General features: G+C 34.8%; 13 protein-coding genes. 11 read left to right on the forward strand and 2 right to left on the reverse strand.

All coding sequences use genetic code 11. The features are described 5' to 3' along the window. From argC to ASC41_RS01670, 8 genes are all read left to right on the forward strand, one after another. The gene (gene argC, locus ASC41_RS01635) at positions 1–984 is read left to right on the forward strand and encodes an N-acetyl-gamma-glutamyl-phosphate reductase (RefSeq protein WP_055434902.1); all 984 of its coding nucleotides are present in this window, start codon (positions 1–3) and stop codon (positions 982–984) included. A 160-nt stretch (positions 985–1,144) separates the two neighbouring features. Continuing rightward, the gene (gene proC / locus ASC41_RS01640; protein WP_055434903.1) at positions 1,145–1,945 is read left to right on the forward strand and encodes a pyrroline-5-carboxylate reductase; all 801 of its coding nucleotides are present in this window, start codon (positions 1,145–1,147) and stop codon (positions 1,943–1,945) included. Then, on the forward strand, positions 1,942–3,072 hold the full coding sequence (locus tag ASC41_RS01645) for an aspartate aminotransferase family protein (protein WP_055434904.1): 1,131 nt from the start codon (positions 1,942–1,944) through the stop codon (positions 3,070–3,072). Before proC ends, ASC41_RS01645 begins: the two co-directional genes overlap by 4 nt. An 85-nt stretch (positions 3,073–3,157) precedes the next feature. Then, the gene (locus ASC41_RS01650; protein ID WP_055435066.1) at positions 3,158–4,093 is read left to right on the forward strand and encodes an N-acetylornithine carbamoyltransferase; all 936 of its coding nucleotides are present in this window, start codon (positions 3,158–3,160) and stop codon (positions 4,091–4,093) included. Between the two features lie 102 nt (positions 4,094–4,195). Next, the gene (gene argB, locus ASC41_RS01655) at positions 4,196–4,972 is read left to right on the forward strand and encodes an acetylglutamate kinase (RefSeq protein WP_193786888.1); all 777 of its coding nucleotides are present in this window, start codon (positions 4,196–4,198) and stop codon (positions 4,970–4,972) included. Then, on the forward strand, positions 4,969–6,030 hold the full coding sequence (locus ASC41_RS01660) for a M20 family metallo-hydrolase (RefSeq protein ID WP_055434905.1): 1,062 nt from the start codon (positions 4,969–4,971) through the stop codon (positions 6,028–6,030). The genes argB and ASC41_RS01660 overlap by 4 nt, the downstream gene beginning before the upstream one ends. Positions 6,031–6,129: 99 nt before the next feature. Continuing rightward, complete coding sequence (argH, locus tag ASC41_RS01665) at positions 6,130–7,404, forward strand: argininosuccinate lyase (protein ID WP_055434906.1); 1,275 nt, start codon at positions 6,130–6,132, stop codon at positions 7,402–7,404. Positions 7,405–7,756: 352 nt separating this feature from the next. Then, entirely contained in the window at positions 7,757–8,053 is a 297-nt protein-coding gene (locus ASC41_RS01670; protein WP_055434907.1) for a GIY-YIG nuclease family protein, read from the forward strand. A gap of 313 nt (positions 8,054–8,366) precedes the next feature. On the opposite strand, the gene ASC41_RS01675 is transcribed toward ASC41_RS01670, so the two are convergent. Together ASC41_RS01675 and gltB are read right to left on the reverse strand one after the other, a co-directional pair. Then, the gene (locus tag ASC41_RS01675; protein ID WP_055434908.1) at positions 8,367–9,833 is read right to left on the reverse strand and encodes a glutamate synthase subunit beta; all 1,467 of its coding nucleotides are present in this window, start codon (positions 9,831–9,833) and stop codon (positions 8,367–8,369) included. A gap of 3 nt (positions 9,834–9,836) precedes the next feature. Continuing rightward, positions 9,837–14,333, reverse strand: a complete 4,497-nt coding sequence (gene gltB / locus ASC41_RS01680; RefSeq protein WP_055434909.1) for a glutamate synthase large subunit — start codon at positions 14,331–14,333, stop codon at positions 9,837–9,839. 442 nt (positions 14,334–14,775) lie between these two features. Here gltB and ASC41_RS01685 point away from each other — a divergent pair, with 442 nt between their 5' ends. From ASC41_RS01685 to ASC41_RS01695, 3 genes are read left to right on the forward strand one after another with little or no spacing between them, the layout of a single operon-like run. Further along, positions 14,776–15,762 (forward strand): outer membrane beta-barrel protein, encoded by a 987-nt coding sequence (locus ASC41_RS01685; RefSeq protein WP_055434910.1) that lies wholly within the window; start codon positions 14,776–14,778, stop codon positions 15,760–15,762. A gap of 12 nt (positions 15,763–15,774) precedes the next feature. After that, positions 15,775–16,113 carry a P-II family nitrogen regulator gene (locus tag ASC41_RS01690; protein WP_055434911.1) on the forward strand — a complete coding sequence of 113 codons (339 nt, stop codon included), beginning with the start codon at positions 15,775–15,777 and terminating at the stop codon, positions 16,111–16,113. 11 nt (positions 16,114–16,124) lie between these two features. After that, a complete protein-coding gene (locus ASC41_RS01695; RefSeq protein ID WP_055434912.1) occupies positions 16,125–17,372 on the forward strand; it encodes an ammonium transporter in 1,248 nt (415 codons plus the stop codon). Positions 17,373–17,461: the final 89 nt, after the last annotated feature.

Genomic DNA, 17,461 nt, shown 5'->3' on the forward strand with positions numbered 1-17,461 from the left:
ATGAAAAAATTAGAAATAGGAATCATTGGAGGTGCAGGTTATACAGCAGGAGAACTTATTAGATTGTTGTTAAATCATCCAAAAACTAACATCAATTTTATTTACAGTACGTCCAATGCTGGTAACAAAATATCTAAAGTACATCAAGATTTAATTGGTAGTACAGATTTGGAGTTTTCAAGTCAAATTAACTCTGAAGTAGAGGTGTTGTTTCTGTGTTTAGGTCACGGGAATTCTAAAGCATTTTTAGTGAAGAATTCATTTTCTGCTGAAACTAAAATTATTGATTTAAGTAATGATTTTAGATTAACTAAAGACACCATTTTTGATAGCAAAACGTTTGTTTATGGTTTGCCAGAATTAAATAAAGAAGCGATTAAAAAAGCGAATTACATTGCAAATCCAGGGTGTTTTGCATCTGCGATTCAGTTGGCATTATTGCCTTTAGCTGAAGCTGAAGTATTGCAAAACGATGTGCATATTAATGCGGTTACAGGAGCGACAGGCGCAGGAACATCGTTATCCGCAACCACACATTTTACGTGGCGAGATAATAACTTTTCGCATTATAAAGCATTTACGCATCAACATTTAGGAGAGATTAATCAATCGGTGAAATTGTTGCAGTCAGACTTTAATTCGGATATCAACTTTATGCCAAATCGTGGTGATTTTTCTAGAGGAATTTTCGCAACCATGTACACTAAGTTTAAAGGAAGTTTGGAAGACGCAAAAGCATTGTATAACGCGTTTTATAAAGATGCTGCTTTTACTGTGGTTTCGGATGATGAGATTCACTTAAAACAAGTAGTAAACACCAATAAGTGTATTCTTCATTTACATAAACATGAAGACAAATTATTGGTGACAAGTATCATTGATAATTTATTAAAAGGGGCTTCGGGACAAGCTGTTCAAAACATGAACTTAATGTTTGGTTTTGATGAAACAGAAGGTTTAAAATTGAAAGCAACTTATTTTTAAAAGTACTGCAGCTGCGTTAGCGATTGAAGTGGCATCCTTTTTTGACGTCAGTTCGAGTGAATTTGTGAAGCATGAGCAAATTTGTATCGAGAACAAGGCAAAAAAGATATAACGGAAAACGCGACCCTTGTGGTAACGCCCAAACAATAAAATCGAACAAATGAAAATAGCAATTATAGGAACAGGAAACTTAGGAAAGTCTATCGCAAAAGGTTTGATTACCAACAATGCGATTACTAGTTTGTATTTAACCAAACGGAATTTGGATGAGATTCAAGAATTTGATGGTTATAAAAATGTGCATTTAACAACGGATAATACCGAAGCTGTAAAACAATCTGATATCATCATTTTTGCAGTGCAACCAGCACATTTTGAGCAAATATTAAATGATATTAAGCCGGAATTAACAGAGAAGCATGTGCTGATTTCGACTATTACGGGTTTTCTAATTCCTAAGATTGAAGCGCAAGTTGGTGCTGATAAATTTATCATTCGTGCGATGCCAAATACCGCAATTGCAGTTGGGAAATCCATGACGTGTTTGTGCAGTAATGTGCAAGGTGCAAAACGTATTAAAATCGCTGAAGCTATTTTTAATCGTTTAGGACATTCGTTAAGTATTCCGGAAAGTCAAATGCAAGCAGCAACTGTGGTTTGCGCAAGTGGTGTGGCCTTTTGGATGCGTCTAATTAGAGCAACAACGCAGGCTGCTATTCAGTTAGGTTTTGATGCTAAAGAAGCGCAAGAATTAGCGATGTATACCAGTGAAGGTGCTGCAAGTTTATTGATTACCAATGGGAATCATCCGGAAGAGGAAATAGACAGAGTAACGACTCCAAAAGGGTGTACGATTGAAGGTTTGAATGAGATGGAACACAAAGGATTGAGTTCGTCTTTGATACAAGGTATGATTGCCTCGTTTAACAAGATTAATACTATAAAAGAAGAGCAGATATGAGTTTATTTAATGTGTATCCATTATTTGATATCACACCAGTAAAGGCTGTAGATGTCTTTGTTTATGATGAAAATGAGACCAAATATTTGGATTTATATGGTGGACATGCTGTGATTTCTATTGGGCATTCGCATCCAAAATATGTGGCTGCAATTTCTGATCAAGTTGCCAAATTAGGGTTTTATAGTAATTCGATTCAAAATCCATTACAAGTGCAATTAGCAAATAAATTAGAGCAATTATCAGGTTGTAAAGACTACGAGTTGTTTTTATGTAATTCTGGAGCAGAAGCTAACGAAAATGCTTTAAAATTAGCATCCTTCCATAATGGAAAGAAAAAGATAATTGCTTTTAAAAATGGCTTTCATGGTCGTACTTCTGCAGCAGTTGCAGCAACAGATAACGCGAAGATTATCGCGCCAATTAATGCTCAGCAAGAGGTTGAAATTCTAGAATTAGGAGACTTAAAAGGTGTGGAAAAAGCATTGGCTAAAAATGATGTTTGCGCTGTAATTATTGAGTGTATTCAAGGTGTTGGCGGATTGGATGAAAGTACTACGGAATTCTACGAAGGCTTGGATGAGTTATGCGAAAAATACAATACGTGTTTTATTGCGGATGAGGTGCAATCTGGTTTTGGTAGAACTGGTGATTTCTTTGCATTTCAGAAATATAATGTGATGCCTGATATTATTTCGATTGCTAAAGGTATGGGGAATGGTTTTCCGATTGGTGGGATTTTAATTCATCCAAATATTAAAGCGTCTTTTGGTTTGTTGGGAACCACTTTTGGTGGGAATCACTTGGCGTGTGTGGCGTCTTCTACTGTTTTGGAAGTAATTAAAGAAGAAAATTTAATGCAAAATGCTAAAGATATCTCAGCTTATTTTGTTGAGAAAGCAAAAGGAATTTCGGCAATTAAAAACATAAAAGGACGCGGTTTAATGTTGGGATTGGAATTTGATTTTCCGATTGCTGAACTACGTAAAAAGCTAATTTTTGATCATAAGATATTTACAGGAAGCGCGAAGAATCCTAATTTATTACGAATTCTTCCGCCTTTAACCATCAAAAAAGAACATGTCGATTTGTTTTTTGAGGCTTTAAAAAGTGAGTTGCAAGACTAGCTTGAGAAACGTCATTCTGAACTGGTCTCAGAATCACATAACAATAAGAATTAAAGTCATTCAGCGAGACGAGAATAATAAATACATGAAAGATTACACAAAAATAAAAGACATATCAAATCTTCAAGAAACCATAAAGGACGCGATTTTACTAAAAAAGAATCCTTTTAAATTCGAAGATTTGGGAAAACATAAAACATTAGTCATGCTGTTTTTTAATTCCAGTTTACGTACGCGATTAAGCACAGAAAAAGCAGCAAAGAACTTAGGAATGGATGTGATGATTTTAAATGTTAATGACGCATGGAACTTAGAATTTGAAGATGGTACAATCATGAATGCAAACACGTCAGAACATATTAAAGAAGCAGCGCAAGTGATTTCGCAATATGGAGATGTGATTGCTGTTAGAGCATTCCCAAGTTTAACAGATAAGACAAAGGATGAAAGTGAATTTGTGATGAACAGCTTTGTAAAATACGCAACAGTGCCAATTGTAAATATGGAAAGTGCAACTGCACATCCTTTACAAGCATTGGCAGATGCAATTACTATTATTGAATTATCTAAAAAAATGAAACCAAAAGTAGTCTTGTCGTGGGCACCACATCCAAAGGAGTTGCCACAAGCAGTTGCGAATTCGTTTGTAGAAATGATGCAAAATATGGATGTAGATTTAACCATAACACATCCTGAAGGTTATGAGTTAAGCGAAGCGATCACGAAAAACACACCAATAAATCACGATCAGGAAGAGGCTTTGAAAGATGCAGATTTTGTGTATGTTAAAAACTGGAGTAATTATAATGACTACGGAAAAGTACTGAGTCAAGATGAGAATTGGATGATGACAAAAGCCAAGTTGGGTAATGCAAAATTTATGCATTGTTTACCTGTAAGACGTAATGTGGTTGTGGAAGATGCGGTTTTGGATAGTGATAATTCTGTTGTAATTAAACAAGCAAATAATAGGACTTTTGCTGCGCAAATTGTATTGAAACAGATTTTGGAGGAGTTGTAAACGTCATTGCGAATGAGGAACGATTGAGGCAATCTTTTAATTGAAACAGATAACTTGGTTGTGCTGAATTCATTTCAGCATCACATCAAAAGAAGAATACGTATGAAAACACTAAAAATCATAAAAATTGGAGGGAACATCATCGATGATGATAACGCTTTACAGAGTTTCCTAAAAGCATTCGCGACTATAGATACTCCTAAAATTTTAGTGCATGGAGGTGGGAAATTAGCAACCAAATTAGCGCAACAAATGCAAGTTGAGGTTAAAATGATTGACGGAAGACGCGTAACCGATCAGGTAACTTTAGATATTATTACAATGGTATATGCTGGAAAAATCAATAAAACTATAGTCGCGCAATTACAAGCCAATAATTGTAATGCTATTGGTTTTTCAGGAGCGGATGGTAACACGATAGTTTCAGATTTAAGACCATCAAAACCTATTGATTATGGTTTTGCAGGAGATGTTAAACACGTAAATACTGAAACGTTAGAAATTCTTTTAAACAATGCGATTACACCTGTGTTTTGCGCCATTACACATGATAAAAACGGACAATTATTAAACACAAATGCAGATACGATTGCTTCCGAATTAGCAATTGGTTTCGCAACAAAATATAAAACTGAATTATATTATTGCTTCGAAAAAAATGGCGTTTTAGAAGACGTAAATAATGACGATTCTATTATCCAAAACATCAACACTAAAACCTACCAACCGTTAATTGAAAATGGTATTATTTATGAAGGCATGCTGCCAAAATTAAATAACTGTTTTCATGCTGTAAATAATCAAGTTCAAAAAGTTTGTATTGGTAAATCAGAAATGCTTTTCGATAAAAATAATAAACACACAACCATTTCAAAATGATAGAAAAACTAACAACAAGAGCAATTGCTTTATTAAAACAATTGATAGAAACGCAGTCGTTCTCTTCGGAAGAAGGTCCGACAGCAGCGCATATTGAGCATTGGTTTGTGCAACAAGGTATCCCTTTTAAAAGAACCAATCATAATGTTTGGGCAACCAATAAATATTTTGACGATAGCAAACCAACGCTATTGTTAAACTCTCATCATGATACGGTAAAACCCAATAATGGTTACACTAAAGATCCATTTAAAGCTATTGTTGAAGACGGAAAATTATATGGTTTAGGTAGTAATGATGCTGGAGGTTGTTTGGTGGGTTTGTTGGCAACGTTTGCTTATTTCTATGATAAAAAAGGCCTAAATTATAATTTGGTAATTGTCGCTTCCGCAGAAGAGGAAAGTAGCGGAGAAAATGGGTTAAATAGTATGTTGTCAGTCATTCCAAAAGTGGATGTTGCTATTGTTGGAGAGCCGACTTTAATGAATTTGGCTGTTGCTGAAAAAGGCTTAGTCGTGTTTGATGCAATCGTAAAAGGAACGCCGAGTCATGCTGCACATCCAAATCACAATAATGCGATTTATAAAACAATTCCGGTATTAGAATGGTTTAAAAATTGCACGTTTGATAAGACGTCGGAAGCTTTGGGAGAGGTAAAGTTGACCGTTACACAAATCAACGCAGGAAAGCAACATAATGCAGTTCCTGCAGATGTAAAACTAGTGGTTGATGTCCGTGTAAATGATAAATATTCTAACCAAGATATTGTCGGTATTTTGCAAAAGGAAGCGCCTTGTGATAGTATTATTCCGCGTAGCATAAAATTAAATTCGTCATCCATTCCAATCGACCATCCATTGGTAATTGCAGGAATAGAAATTGGAAGAAACACCTATGGTTCGCCAACCTTATCAGATCAAGCAGTGTTGAGTTGTCCTTCCTTAAAATTAGGACCTGGAGATAGCACGCGATCACATTCTGCTGACGAGTTTATTTACTTAAATGAGATTGATGAAGGGATTAAAATATATATTGAATTATTGGAAAAAGTACTGTAAAAAAAGTGAAACGTCATTGCGAACATAGTGAAGCAATCTCATGGTTAAGGAACAGATTGCTTCGTCATTCTTCCTCGCAATGACAATAAAAAATAAATTATGAAACTCTGGGATAAAGGAATAAGTATCGATAAAAAAATAGAACAATTTACCGTTGGAAACGATAGAGAAATTGACCTACATATTGCAAAGTACGATGTGCAAGCATCTTTAGCGCATGCAATAATGTTGGAGTCTATTGGCATTATTTCTTCGGAAGAACTGCAGCAGCTTAAAAATGGTTTACACGCTATTGCGGAAACTATAGAAAACGGAACTTTTGTTATTGAAGCGTCCTTTGAAGATGTGCATTCTAAAATTGAATATGAATTAACAAAAACCTTAGGTGATGTCGGAAAGAAAATCCATACCGCACGTTCTAGAAACGATCAGGTTTTGGTGGCGCTTCAGTTATATTATAAAGACAATTTAAAGGAAATCAATCAGAAAACAAAAACGTTTTTTGATACGCTTTTAGGTTTGGCTGAAACGCATAAAGAATCTTTGCTTCCTGGTTATACGCATTTACAAGTGGCAATGCCATCTTCATTTGGGTTGTGGTTTTCTGCATATGCTGAGGTTTTAATTGATGATGTATACTTGTTAAATGCAGCCTTGAAGACCGTAGATCAAAATCCATTAGGTTCTGCAGCAGGTTACGGAAGTTCGTTTCCTATTGACAGAGAATTAACCACAAAAGAATTAAACTTTTCAACTTTAAAATACAACGTTGTTGCAGCACAAATGAGTAGAGGGAAAAGCGAGCGAACAATCGCTTTAGCTTTAGGTAGTGTATGTAATACTTTGGCGCGTTTTGCAATGGATATTTGCGTGTATAATAGTCAGAATTTTGGCTTTATTGCTTTTCCTGATGAGTTAACGACTGGAAGCAGTATTATGCCACATAAAAAGAATCCTGATGTGTTTGAATTAATTAGAGGGAAAGCTAATAAGATTCAAGCATTGCATACCGAAATGGTGTTGATTACTAATAATTTACCGAGTGGCTATCACAGAGATTTTCAGTTATTAAAGGAAAATATTATTGCAGCAATTGAAGATGTAAAAGACTTATTAGATATTTTTAATTACGCCATTCAGCAAGTTGTTGTAAAAGATATTGACTTGAATGATGCTAAGTATCAATATCTATTTACGGTAGATAATATCAATACTTTAGTTGTGGGAGGCATGCCTTTTAGAGAAGCGTATCAAAAAATTGGAGGTGAAGTAGAAGATGGAACTTATAAACCAGATACTTCTAAAAAACATAGCCATATTGGTAGCATTGGTAATTTGTGTTTGGATGGGATTAGAGGTAAATATCCTGAGTAACATTATTTTCATCATTGCGAGGAACGAAGCAATCTCTCTAATTTTGTAAAATTTTTGATTTAAAGAGTTTTCTTTCTTTAATTAAACAGATTACTTCGTCGTACCTCCTCGTAATGACGTGCTGTGTGTCATTGCGAGGAACGAAGCAATCTTTTGAGTGTATTTAAGTATTTTTTCTCGTGTTTTTTGTTTCAGTTAAACAGATTACTTCGTCGTACCTCCTCGTAATGACGTGCTGTATGTCATTGCGAGGAACGAAGCAATCTCTTCAGTTTTATCTGTTAATCATCAGTAAATCAAGGTTTATTTCGAAAAAACAATAGGGTATAAACCAAAATCTCTATCTTTAAATATGAAAAAATCTCATATTTATTTTTTGACTAATAAAAACAATACTGTAATTTATATAGGTGTAACAAGTCATCTAATAAAACGCATATATCAACATAAAACAAAGGTTTATAAAGGTTTTGCATCAAGGTATAATTGTGATAAACTAGTTTATTTCGAAGAATTTGATGATATTAATTTGGCAATTATTAGAGAGAAACAATTAAAAGCAGGCAATAGGAAAAGGAAGGAAGGCTTAATTAATTTAGAAAATCCTAATTGGAAGGATTTAGGTGATGGTTGGTTGTTTAGTTTCTGATTATTGCTGTCAGTGCTAGGAGCGGATCAATCTTTCTAAATATATCAAATAGTTTACTTGGCACGTTTTAGATTTTTTTAAACAGATTACTTCGTCGTGCCTCCTCGTAATGACGTGCTGTCTGTCATTGCGAGGAACGAAGCAATCTTTTGATTGTATTTAAGTATTGTTTTCTATTGTTTTGTTTCAGTTAAATTGATTACTTCGTCGTACTTCCTCGCAATGACGTGTTGTGTGTCATTGCGAGGCACGAAGCAATCTTCTTAATTGAGTTTAGTAGTTTGCTTTTTTAGCTTAAGCGACTTTCCATATATTAAACACGAGGCAAATCGCTATCATCCTTTAAAGGTAAACACGATTCTCCCATTAAATAGGTGTCAATATGATGTGCAGCTTGTCTTCCTTCAGAAATAGCCCAAACAATTAACGATTGTCCACGACGCATATCTCCAGCTGCAAAAACGCCAGGGATATTTGTTTTGTAATCTTTTGTTGTAGCTTCAATATTCGTTCTAAAATCCATTTTTAAACCAAACTGATCAGCTAAAGTTTTTTCAGCGCCTGTAAATCCAAGTGCTAATAATGCGATGTCGCATTTCCATTCTTTTTCAGTATTTGGGACTTCTTTAAGTTGTGGTCGTTCTCCTGGAGTAAAAAGCCATTCGACTTCAACCGTTTTTAAGCCTGTTAAGTTTCCTTTTTTATCGCCAATAAATGCTTTAGTAGAAATGCTAAAAAAACGCTCGACTCCTTCTTGGTGCGATGAGGTTGTTTTTAACTTCATAGGCCAGTAAGGCCAAGGTTGATTTGCTGGACGACCTTCAGAAGGTTTGCTTAAAATCTCAAAATTAGTCACAGAGGTTGCGCCATGACGATTAGACGTTCCGATACAATCACTTCCTGTATCTCCACCACCAATTACGATAATGTCCTTTCCTTTTGCAGAAATCACGTCTTTAAAATCCACTAAACCATCCACGTATTGATTATTTAGTTTCAAAAAATCCATCGCTTGAGTCACGCCTTTTAAGTCTGCTCCAGGTATAGGAATGCTTCGTCTTACGGTTGCACCTCCACATAACACAACAGCATCAAAGTCATCTTTAAGTTGGTTGGCATCTATGTTTTTGCCAACATGTGCATTGGTTTTAAAAATAATACCTTCTTCTTCTAAAACAGCAACACGTCTGTCAATTACGGTTTTTTCCATTTTAAAATCTGGGATACCATAACGTAATAAGCCTCCTACTTTTTCGTCACGTTCAAAAACAGTAACCGTGTGTCCTGCTCGGTTTAATTGTTGTGCAGCAGCTAATCCCGCTGGTCCAGAGCCAATAACAGCAATGGTTTTTTCGGTTCTAACTTTTGGTGGTTGTGCAGTAATCCAACCTTCATTAAAGGCGGTTTCTACTATGTTTTTTTCAATATTTTCTATAGTTACTGGGTCTTCATTAATACCAAGTACACAAGCTTCTTCGCAAGGTGCTGGGCATAAACGTCCTGTAAACTCTGGGAAGTTGTTGGTTTTGTGTAAGATTTCAGCAGCTTCTTTCCATTTTCCTTTGTAAACTTTATCGTTAAAATCTGGAATTAAATTCCCAAGCGGACAACCACTATGGCAAAACGGAATTCCGCAATCCATACAACGTGCGCCTTGATCTTTCAAATGATCTTCTGGTAACGGAACCGTAAATTCTTTGTAATTTTCTATGCGTTTTTCTGGCGCTATATAAGTTTCGTTCTCACGCTTAAACTCTAAAAATCCTGTTATCTTTCCCATAATTTACGCTAATTCTAGTTGTTCTTGTTCTAATCTCACTAAGGCTTGTCTGTATTCTTCTGGTAACACTTTTTTAAACTTTGGAAGGTAATTGTTCCAGTCTTTTAAAATGCGTTCCGCTAACGGGCTTCCTGTTGCTTCAAAGTGATTTTCGATTAATTGTTTTAACTGATTCGTGTCAGCTTCGTTTTCAATTGGATCGATATTTAAATCTTCGGAATTACAATTCTGTTTAAAGGTTCCTTTTTCGTCTAAAACATAAGCGACTCCTCCGCTCATTCCTGCTCCAAAGTTTCGACCTACAGTCCCAAGAATAACAGCAACGCCACCAGTCATATACTCGCAACCGTGATCTCCAATACCTTCAACTACTGCTTGTGCTCCAGAATTTCTAACACAAAAACGCTCACCAGCTTTACCATTTATATAAACTTCTCCAGAGGTTGCGCCATACAGCGTTACGTTTCCTGTAATAATATTGTCTTCCGGAACAATGGTGCATTTTTCTGGCACTTTAATAATTAATTTAGCTCCGGATAAACCTTTTCCTAAGTAGTCATTTGTATTTCCGTGCACGGTGAATTTTAAACCTTTGGTTGCAAAAGCTCCAAAACTTTGTCCTGCAGAACCTGTAAAATCAATATCTATAGTATCTTCTGGTAAGCCATCTGCACCATAAATTTTTGAAATTTCGTTACTTATTATAGCGCCAACTGCTCTATCTATATTTGTGATAGGCATAGCTAAGTTTGTTTTTTGTCGCCTAAATAAAGCTTGATGTGCTTGTTTTATGATTTTAAAATCTAAGTGCACATTCAAGTTATGGTCTTGACAATACGTGTTGTATAATTGTACACCTTCCGCAACTTCTACTTTGTGTAAGATTGGTGTTAAGTCGATTCCTGAAGATTTATAATGGTCTATGGCTTTGTTTCTGTTTAGTTTTTGAGATTGTCCAACCATTTCATTAATAGTTCTAAATCCTAATTTAGCCATAATCTCACGTAATTCTTGTGCTACAAAATACATGTAGTTAACAACGTGTTCTGGTTTTCCTTTAAACTTTTTACGTAAGTCAGGGTTTTGAGTTGCAATACCGACAGGGCATGTATTTAAATGACATACACGCATCATAATACATCCTGAAGCGACTAAAGGCGCTGTTGCAAAACCGAATTCTTCTGCGCCAAGTAGGCAAGCAATTGCGACATCGCGACCTGTTTTTAATTGTCCGTCACATTCTAAAACCACACGATTTCTAAGGTCATTCATCACTAAGGTTTGTTGTGCTTCTGCAACACCAAGTTCCCAAGGTAAACCAGTGTGTTTTTGTGAAGTTAAAGGTGTTGCACCTGTTCCTCCATCAAAACCAGCAATTAAAATAACGTCTGCTTTTGCTTTAGCAACTCCAGCAGCAACGGTACCGACTCCAATTTCTGATACTAGTTTGACATTAATTCTGGCTTCTCTGTTTGCTGATTTTACATCATAAATTAATTGCGATAAATCTTCAATAGAATAAATATCGTGATGCGGTGGTGGTGAGATTAAACCAACATAAGGCGTTGAATTTCTCGTTTTTGCAATTTCTGGATTCACTTTTGGTCCAGGTAATTGTCCACCTTCACCAGGTTTTGCACCTTGTGCTATTTTTATTTGAATTTCGCTTGCGCTTGTTAAGTAATTTGAGGTCACTCCAAAACGTCCCGAGGCTACTTGCTTGATTGCAGAGTTTTTCCAATCTCCTTGCGAGCTTTTATAGAAACGTTCTTGGTCTTCTCCACCTTCTCCAGAGTTAGATTTTCCTCCAATTCTGTTCATAGCAACCGCTAAGTTCTCATGTGCTTCTTTACTAATAGAACCATAAGACATGGCTCCGGTTTTAAAACGTTTTACAATTTCTGTCCAAGGTTCTACTTCTTCTAAAGGAATTGGGTCAAATTGATCAAACTCAAACAAACCTCTAATAGTCATTAAGCTTTTAGATTGGTCGTTTACTAAGTCTGAAAACTCCTTAAATGTAGAGGCTTTATTGGTTCTTACTGATTCCTGAAGTTTGGCTACTGTTAATGGATTAAACATGTGCTTTTCTTGTCCACGTCTCCATCTGTAATCTCCACCAACTTCAATTTGTGGTTCTGTATTTTTATGAAAAGCCCTTTTGTGACGTTTAACAATCTCTTGTTCTATTTCTCTTAAGCCAATACCTTGAATACGCGTTGGTGTGTTTGGGAAATATTTTTCGACTGTTGAGGTTTTAATTCCGATACATTCAAATAATTGAGACCCACGGTAAGAGTTTAAAGTTGAAATCCCAATCTTGTTCATCACCTTTAAAATTCCTTTTCCAACTGCTTTGTTGTAATTTTTAATGGCTGCTAAATATTCTAAATCTGTAAGATCTGCATTGTTGATTTGTTGTTGAACAATTTCATTTACAATGTATGGATTTACAGCACTTGCACCATAACCAAATAATAAAGCAAAATGGTGTACCTCACGAGGTTCTGCAGACTCAATAATTAAACTAATTCTAGAACGCTTTTTTAATTTATGTAAAGCATGATTGACGTAAGAGCAAGCTAGAAGTGCCGGAATTGGTGCGTGGTTTTTGTCTACAAATCTATCTGATAAAATAATAATGTTTGCACCGTTGTCAATAGCTTTAGAAGCTTTAGTGACTAAGTTTTCTAGCGCGACTTCAAGCTCATTTAATCCGCGATTTACTTCATATAACATCGAAATAGATTCGACTTTAAAATCAGGATTAGTGTCATAATCTCTAATCTTATCTAAATCGTGCTTAGAGATAACTGGATTCTGAATTTTTAATTTTTTACAATGTTCGGCATTGATATCAAATATATTAACATCGCTACCAAGTGTTAAACTAATATCTGTAATTAACTCTTCTCTAATACCATCTAAAGGCGGATTGGTAACTTGAGCAAATAACTGTTTGAAATAGTTATAAATTAATTGTGGTCTTTCTGATAAAATGGCAATTGGCGTATCGCTTCCCATGGATCCAATAGGCTCTTTTCCTAATTGTGCCATCGGACGAATAATAGTGTTTAAATCCTCTTCCGTATAACCAAAAACGACTTCACGTTTTTTAAGATCAATTTCATCGTATTTAATATGTCCTTCTTTAGCTTCAATATCTCTAAGGTGTATTAAATTTTCGTTTAACCATTGTCTGTAAGGATGTTTGGCTGCTATTTCTTCTTTGATTTCTTCATCATTAACAATACGACCTTCGCTCATGTTAACTAAAAACATTTTTCCTGGTTCTAAACGACCATGGAATTCTATGTTTTCTGGAGCAATGTCTACAACGCCAGTTTCGGAAGACATAATAACATTTCCTTGTTTGGTAACTGTGTATCGTGATGGTCGTAATCCATTTCGGTCTAAAACAGCGCCAATAAAATTACCGTCTGTAAATGGGATTGAAGCTGGTCCGTCCCAAGGTTCCATTAGGCAGGAGTTGTATTCGTAAAACGCCTTTTTAGAATCCGACATGTGTGGGTTTTTTTCCCAAGCTTCAGGGACTAGCATCATCATCGCTTCTGGAAGCGAGCGTCCCGTCATTAGTAGTAATTCAACCACCATGTCTAGGGTTGCAGAATCTGATTTCCCTCTTAAAATAGTAGGAATTATTTTTTTGATATCATCTCCAAATAATGGGCTTTCCATGATCTCTTCACGAGAAAACATACGTGACACATTACCTCTGACTGTGTTTATTTCTCCATTATGACAGATGTATCTAAACGGTTGTGCTAAATCCCAAGTTGGGAATGTGTTGGTAGAAAAACGTTGGTGTACTAATGCTAATCTTGTATCTAAAGCCGAGTTGAATAAGTCTAAATAGTATTCATTAATATGTTCTGGCATTAATAAGCCTTTAAATATTATGATTTTAGTAGATAGACTTGGTAGGTAGAAGAATTTTGATTCGGATAATTTAGAATCATATATAGTGTGTTCTGCGATTTTTCGTGCAGCGTATAATTTTATGTTGAATTCTCTTTCTGTTTGCTTGTCGCTAGCCTTTCCTATAAAAATTTGTTTTACAAAAGGTTCTGTTACTTTTGCAATTTCACCTAAAACTTTACTATTAACTGGTACGTCTCTCCAGCCAATTAATTTAAGGCCTTGATTTTGGATTTCTTTTTCAAAAACATCAATACAATATTGACGTTGGTTTTCTTTTCTAGGAAGAAATACATTGCTAACTGCGTATTCTCCAGCTTCAGGTAAATCAAACTCACAGAAAATCTTGAAGAATTTATGCGGAATATCAATTAAAATACCTGCACCATCTCCGGTTATTCCATCTGAACTTACGGCGCCACGATGCTCTAATTTTACTAGTATTTCAAGCGCTTTATGTATGATGTCGTTAGATCGTTTTCCTGTTAAGCTACATATAAATCCTGCACCACAATTATCGTGTTCAAATTCTGGTAAATAAAGTCCTTGTTTTTTAAGCATAATAAGTAAAATTTAAAGGCTTTTTGCGCCTTATTATATCTCTAATATAGAAGCTATTACCCAATATAAAAAAAGTTGGAATCACTTTTCCGATATAGATAATTAAGAGTGTTCTAATTGAAAATTCAATAATTATTTAGTGTCTAATTGTATAATAATATAAGGTGTTGTTTTATGTCGTTATTAAAGTTTTATTGCGAAAACGATTGCGTGAATCAATTTTTATTAAAAATAACACATCAATTATGCTAAAATATTGATAATCACTTAAATTTTAAATTACCAAATTATCAGAAAAAGATTAAAAAATAATTCAACCCTAAAATTATTAGGGTATAAATATGTAATATCATAAAAATTAACTTTTTACCCTTATTTTTTATAGGGTGTATTGTCGTTTTGTATAGATTTATGTTTTTATTAACTAAAAAACAAGTTTATTATGAAAAAAATTACGCTAATAATTGTGTTGTTAATAACGTCAATCGGTTTTGCTCAAGATGCAGAGGAGAAACCAGTGAAGAAATTCTCTTTAGAAGGAAGTGTGGATACTTATTTTAGAACAAATTTAACAGCCACAGATACTATCGCTCAATCACCTGCTTCATTTGCTAACCAAACAGGATTTGCATTAGGAATGGCAAATGTTATTGGATCTTACGAATCTGGAAATGTAGGAGCTGTTGCAGATTTAGTATTTGGACCTAGAGGAGATCAAGCTGTGGGCTCAGATGTGCTTTATGTAAATCAGCTTTATGCTTATTGGAATATCTCTGAAAAAACAAAATTAACATTAGGTCGTTTTAATACATTTTTAGGTTATGAGGTGATCTCTCCAATAGGTAATTTTAATTATAGTACTTCTTATTTATTTGCAAGCGGACCTTTTTCTCATGTAGGTCTTAAGGCTGATTTTGAATTGTCTGAGGATTTTTCATTGATGTTGTCGGTTATGAATGCTACAGACACAAATAATAACACAACAGGTGATTATGCATTTGGAGCACAATTAGGATATTCAGATCAGTATTTAAATATTTATTACGATTCAGGAGTTGTATTAGGTTTTGAAGTAGACTATACTGGTGGATTTGATGTTTCTGATGAAATGTTTTTAGGGATTAATGCAGCATATCAAGATAATGATGGTTCTGGGTTTTATGGAGCAGCACTATATCCTCAATATAGTTTAAATGATGCTTTTTCTCTGGGATTAAGAGGTGAGTATTTTGCTTTGCATGGTGAAGGAGATGATTTGCCAAGTGTTTTTGATGTAACATTAACAGGAAGCTATGTTGTAGATGATTTAACAATTAAACCAGAAATTCGTTTTGATTCTTGGTCGGATAATACGCCATTTTACGATAACGATGGTTTGCCAACAGAAAGTTTAGCATCTTTTCTAGTTGCTGCTATATATAAATTCTAACTAAAACTAATTATGAAAAAAGTTGAAGCAATTATCAGAAAATCTAAATTTTCTGCAGTAAAAGAAGCACTTCACGAAGTAGGTGTTAATTTCTTCTCGTATTGGGATGTTACCGGATTAGGAAATGAAAAAGAAGGCCATGTGTATAGAGGTGTCTCTTATAGTACAAGCGATATTCAAAGACGTTACTTATCTATTGTTGTGAATGATGATTTTGAAGCAGTAACTATCAAAGCGATTTTGGAAGCTGGTTCTACCGGTGAAGTAGGGGATGGGAAAATTTTTGTCTCACAAGTAGATCAGGTTTATAGAATAAGAACAGGTGAAAAAGGAGGAAGCACTTTAAAATAAAAAAAAACAACATGGAATTACTTACAATAAATAATGTATGGATGATGATCTGTACAGCGCTCGTTTTCTTTATGCATTTAGGATTTGCATTTTTAGAAATAGGGTTAACACGACAAAAAAATACATTAAACATTTTATTTAAAAATATATTTATCATTACAGTAGGTCTGTTGCTTTACTGTTTGGTTGGTTTTAATTTAATGTATCCAGGTGAATTTAATGGGTTTATTGGTTTTGCAGGATTTGGATTAGAATCTCCTACGGTTATAGATCCAGAAACTGGAAAAGCTATATTAGATTTAGCATATAATGAAGGTTATACCTATTGGACAGATTTCTTATTTCAAGGTATGTTTGCAGCAACTGCGGCAACTATTGTTTCTGGTGCTGTTGCCGAACGTATGAAAATTGGACCTTTCATGATTTTTACAATCATTTACGTGGGATTCGTTTATCCAATAGCTGGTTCATGGAAATGGGGAGGTGGATTTTTAGATAATTTAGAAACTCCTTTTTACGATTTTGCAGGTTCAACATTGGTACACTCTGTAGGTGGATGGGCGGCATTAGTTGCTGTTTGCTTATTAGGGTCACGAATTGGTAAATACAAAAATGGAAAACCTCAGGCTATACCAGGACATAATATTCCTTTAGCAACTGCTGGAGTTATTATATTATGGTTAGGTTGGTTTGGGTTTAATGGTGGTTCTGTATTATCTGCAGATCCAGGATTAACATCAATAACATTAGTAACAACTTGTCTTGCGGCAGCTGCAGGTGGTGTGGTTGCGGCATTGGTTACATTTTTGAAATATAAAAACTTAGATTTAACTATGTTTTTAAATGGTATTTTAGGTGGATTAGTTGGTATTACTGCAGGAGCAGATCAAATGAGTCCAACAGATGCTATTTTAATTGGCGCAATAGCTGGAGCTATTATTGTTTTTGCTGTTTCTTTAATTGATAAATTAAAATTAGACGATCCAGTAGGAGCAATAGCAGTACACTTGGTATGTGGAATTTGGGGAACATTAGCAGTAGGAATTTTTGGAGCGTTAGCAAGCGGAGCACAATTTGTAAGTCAGCTTATAGGTGTTGCATCTTATGCAGTTTTCTGTATAGCGACTTCATTTGCGATAATATTTACAATGAAGAAAATAGTAGGAATTAGAGTTTCTGAAAAAGAAGAATTAGAAGGTCTTGATGTTCATGAACATGGTATGGATGCTTATCCAGACTTTAGATTGAATGAGCATTAATGTTTAGTTAGTTTTATTGATTAAAACCTCGGAGTCGTCTAGCTTCGAGGTTTTTTTTGCATATATGATTTTCTTGAATTTTGTTATAA

This window comes from Lacinutrix algicola (assembly GCF_001418085.1).
Classification (GTDB): Bacteria; Bacteroidota; Bacteroidia; order Flavobacteriales; family Flavobacteriaceae; genus Lacinutrix; species Lacinutrix algicola.